This is a genomic window from Amycolatopsis kentuckyensis (assembly GCF_002155975.1).
Lineage (GTDB): Bacteria > Actinomycetota > Actinomycetes > Mycobacteriales > Pseudonocardiaceae > Amycolatopsis > Amycolatopsis kentuckyensis.
In genome coordinates, this window is record NZ_MUMI01000602.1 from 1 (window position 1) to 3,311 (window position 3,311).

Consider the following 3,311-nt stretch of genomic DNA (forward strand, 5'->3'; position numbering starts at 1 on the left):
GCGGGTGATCCGGCGGCCGCGCCGGTCGCGGAAGCCGCCTTCCCGCTGCGGCGCCAGGTGCTCGCCGAGGTCGACGCCGAGTTCGTCGAGGCAGCGCAGGGCGTTCGGCCAGAGGGAGATGCCGGCGCCGACGTCGCCGAACTCGGGTGCTTTTTCCAGGACGGTGACCGTCCAGCCGACCCGGTGCAGCCCCGCGGCTGCCGCCAGGCCGCCGATGCCGCCGCCGACCACGATCGCGTGCATGTCGCCTCCTCTACAGGTGTAGAGGACTCTACACCTGTAGAGTGGGTTTCGTGGAACGGGTTGATGTGATCGCCGACGCGGCGATCTCGGTGATCGCGGCGGAGGGGATGCGCGGCCTGACCCATCGGGCGGTGGATCGCGAGGCGGGCCTGCCGGTGGGATCGACGTCGTACTACGCGCGCACGCGGGCGGCGCTGCTGGAGCTGACGATCGCGCGGATCGTGGTCCTGGACCAGGCGCTGCCACGGTCGTCGGGGTCGTTGGCGGAGTTCATCGCGGGATATGCCTTCGAGGCGATCACTTCGGGTCGGACGCGGATGCTGGCGCGGTACGAGTTCGCGCTGGAGGCGACGCGGCGCCCGGAGCTGCGCGCGGTGTACGACGAGGGCGGTTTGCAGATCCGCCGCCTCGCGGCTTCGGTCCTGGAGGCGGCCGGGTCGTCATCCGCCGAGCGGCACGCGAGGATCGTGGTGGACTGGATGGAGGGGACGATCTTCGGCGCGCTGGCGGGGACGGGATCGCTGGCGCCGCCCGGCTTGGCGGAGCTGGTGGCGAGCGCCCGGGAGATCCTGGCGGGGATCGGCGTGGAGTGACCTCGGGCCGGTTGTCCACATTCTTGCCGTGGTGTGGACAACCGGCCCGCGGTGGCCGCGATTTCCGGATTGTGCCGAGCAGCCCCGATAGACTGGACCCGGGGGGCGCCCCCGCGGCCACACCTGGGTTTCAGGAGTTGCTTCACTCCCTCACGAGATCGGGATCGCGCCGCTGAATGCACCGTTCGGGGTGCAGGCAATCAGGAAGCGGTTCGGCTGTCGCGGTGTCGAGGCGACGGTGCCCGCCGTGGCGTCCCGGTTCTGAGTCCGGTGGGTGGTCGCTGTGTCATGCGTTCGGCTGGGTGTGGACCGCGGAAGGCCCGGCTCGGCGGTCAGTTCGCCGGTCTTGCGGCGGGGCCGCCCGTGCGGCGGCCCCGCCCGTGCGCGGCGTTCGGCTGATACGTCTCGCCGGACTGCTGGTTGTGGCCCGGTTCGCGGCTGATCGTGGACACCGGAGGACCAGGCTCGGCAGCCCCCCGGTCAGCGAGCCGGATCCGTACATGCGGACAGCAGTGTTGCCACGACTCTGGGAGTGGCTTTCGATGTCAGGCGTCCCGGCGCCGCAACACCGCCGCGCCCGCCAGGAGCGCCCCCGTTGCCCATGCTGCGCAGATCAGCAGTCCCACCCAGGGCGCGTACGGTGCCACCGTCATCGTGATCGGGTTCGGCCGGCCCTCCTCGACCATGGCGTTCACGCCCGCGATGCCCGGGAAGTACGGCATCGCCTCCGGCAGGCCCAGCGAGGCCACGATCAGCGGCAGCGGGACCAGCAGCACGATCACCGACACCAGTGTCCCCGCCGCGCTGCGCAGTGCCCACGCCGTTCCCGTGCACAGCAAGCCGAGCAACGCGAAATAGCCGCCCATGCCCGATGCCGTTGTGAAGCCCGCTTCGAGGGACGTCGGCAGGCCGTGGTCGTTCATCACCACGGCGGCCAGGGCCATTCCCGCGCAGGACAGCAGCACTCCGTACGCGCACAGGACCGGCAGCACCACCGCCGCCTTCGCCAGGGCCACCCGGGAGCGGACCGGGGTCCACAGCAGCGTCGACCGGATTCCTCCTCCCGCGTACTCGCTCGTCACGAACAGCGTCGCCAGCGCGATCACCGCGAACTGGGCCAGGTAGAACCCACCGCCCAGGGCGATCGTGGGGGCTCCTTGCGGCTCGTCGCCGATGTTCTGGGCGATGGCCGACAGCGTGCTGTAGAACAACATCAGCGCCGTTCCGCCCGCCAGGCACCACCAGGTCGCGCGGACCGACCAGAACTTCGTCCACTCCGAAGCCACCGCGCCCGGCAGGCCGCCGCCGCGTACTTCCGCCGTTGCCGTCATGCCGACACCCCGTACTCCACCGAAGAAGCCGTCAGTTCCATGTACGCCTGCTCGAGCGAGGCCGTCCGCTCGGCGAGGCCGTGCACCCGGATCCCGAGCTCGTGCACGAGGTCGCCGACGCGGGTGACGTCGATGCCGTCCACCACCAGCTCGCCCGGGTCGCCCGGGTGGGTCAGCCCGCCCTCGGCGCGCAACCGGGCGTCCAGCGACGAGCGTTCGGCGTCGGCCGGGACGCGGACCGAGACCGTCGTGCGGGAATTGCCCGCGATGAACTCCGCCACCGGGGCGTCGGCCAGCAGCTTGCCCTTGCCGATCACCACGAGGTGGTCGGCCGTCAGCTGCATCTCGCTCATCAGGTGGCTGGAGACGAACACCGTGCGCCCCTCGGCCGCCAGTGATCGCATCAGCTGGCGGACCCAGCGGACGCCGTCCGGGTCGAGGCCGTTGACCGGCTCGTCGAACATCAGCACCCCGGGGTCGCCGAGCAGCGCGCCCGCGATGCCCAGCCGCTGGCCCATGCCGAGGGAGAACTGGCCGGCCCGCTTGCCGGCGACGTCGGACAGCCCGACGGTCGCCAGTACCTCTTCGACGCGGCTCGCCGCGATGCCGTTGCTGCGGGCCATGGACAACAGGTGCTTGCCGGCGCTGCGGCCGGGGTGCAGGGCCTTCGCGTCGAGCAGCGCGCCGACCTCGCGCAGCGGGTGCCGCAGCTCGGCGTACCGCTTCCCGCCGACCAGGGCTTCGCCCGCCTGGGGGTGGTCGAGCCCGACGGTCATCCGCATGGTCGTCGACTTCCCGGCGCCGTTGGGGCCGAGGAAGCCGGTCACCTGGCCCGGGGCGACGTCGCAGGTGAGCGCGTCGACGACGGTTTTCTCCCCGTAGCGCTTCGTGAGTCCTCTGAGTGCGATCATGCGTCGAAGTCTGCGGCCCGCGGGGGCGCGCGGGCATCGGACGACGGTCGCGGGCCACCCCCGACTTTCGTCAGGTGCGGCGGCGGGTGTGCCGGGTCGGGACGGCGCCCGCGGGGTCCTCCGGCCAGGGGTGCTTCGGGTAGCGGCCGCGCAGGTCGGCGCGGACGGCGGGGTAGCCGGACGTCCAGAACGACGCCAGGTCGGCGGTGATCGCGGCCGGCCGGCCGGCGGGG

5 protein-coding genes are annotated in these 3,311 nt (G+C 72.1%); 1 reads left to right on the forward strand and 4 read right to left on the reverse strand.

Annotated features, from left to right (window positions below; translation table 11 throughout):
* Positions 1-243 (reverse strand): FAD-dependent oxidoreductase (locus CCN39_RS43350; RefSeq protein WP_244211275.1); only part of this gene is annotated, 243 nt, incomplete at its 3' end.
* 50 nt (positions 244-293) lie between these two features.
* Here CCN39_RS43350 and CCN39_RS43355 point away from each other — a divergent pair.
* The gene (locus CCN39_RS43355) at positions 294-836 is read left to right on the forward strand and encodes a TetR/AcrR family transcriptional regulator (RefSeq protein ID WP_167455359.1); all 543 of its coding nucleotides are present in this window, start codon (positions 294-296) and stop codon (positions 834-836) included.
* A 545-nt stretch (positions 837-1,381) separates the two neighbouring features.
* Here CCN39_RS43355 and CCN39_RS43360 read toward each other — a convergent pair.
* The 3 genes from CCN39_RS43360 to CCN39_RS43370 all read right to left on the reverse strand — a co-directional run.
* Positions 1,382-2,167, reverse strand: coding sequence for an ABC transporter permease (locus CCN39_RS43360; RefSeq protein WP_086852472.1), 786 nt, complete (start codon positions 2,165-2,167; stop codon positions 1,382-1,384).
* Positions 2,164-3,078: an ATP-binding cassette domain-containing protein gene (locus CCN39_RS43365; protein WP_086852474.1), complete on the reverse strand. Its 915-nt coding sequence runs from the start codon at positions 3,076-3,078 to the stop codon at positions 2,164-2,166. The genes CCN39_RS43360 and CCN39_RS43365 overlap by 4 nt, the downstream gene beginning before the upstream one ends.
* Positions 3,079-3,148: 70 nt before the next feature.
* Positions 3,149-3,311: ATP-dependent helicase C-terminal domain-containing protein (locus CCN39_RS43370; RefSeq protein ID WP_143264375.1), on the reverse strand; the 163-nt coding region annotated here is incomplete at its 5' end.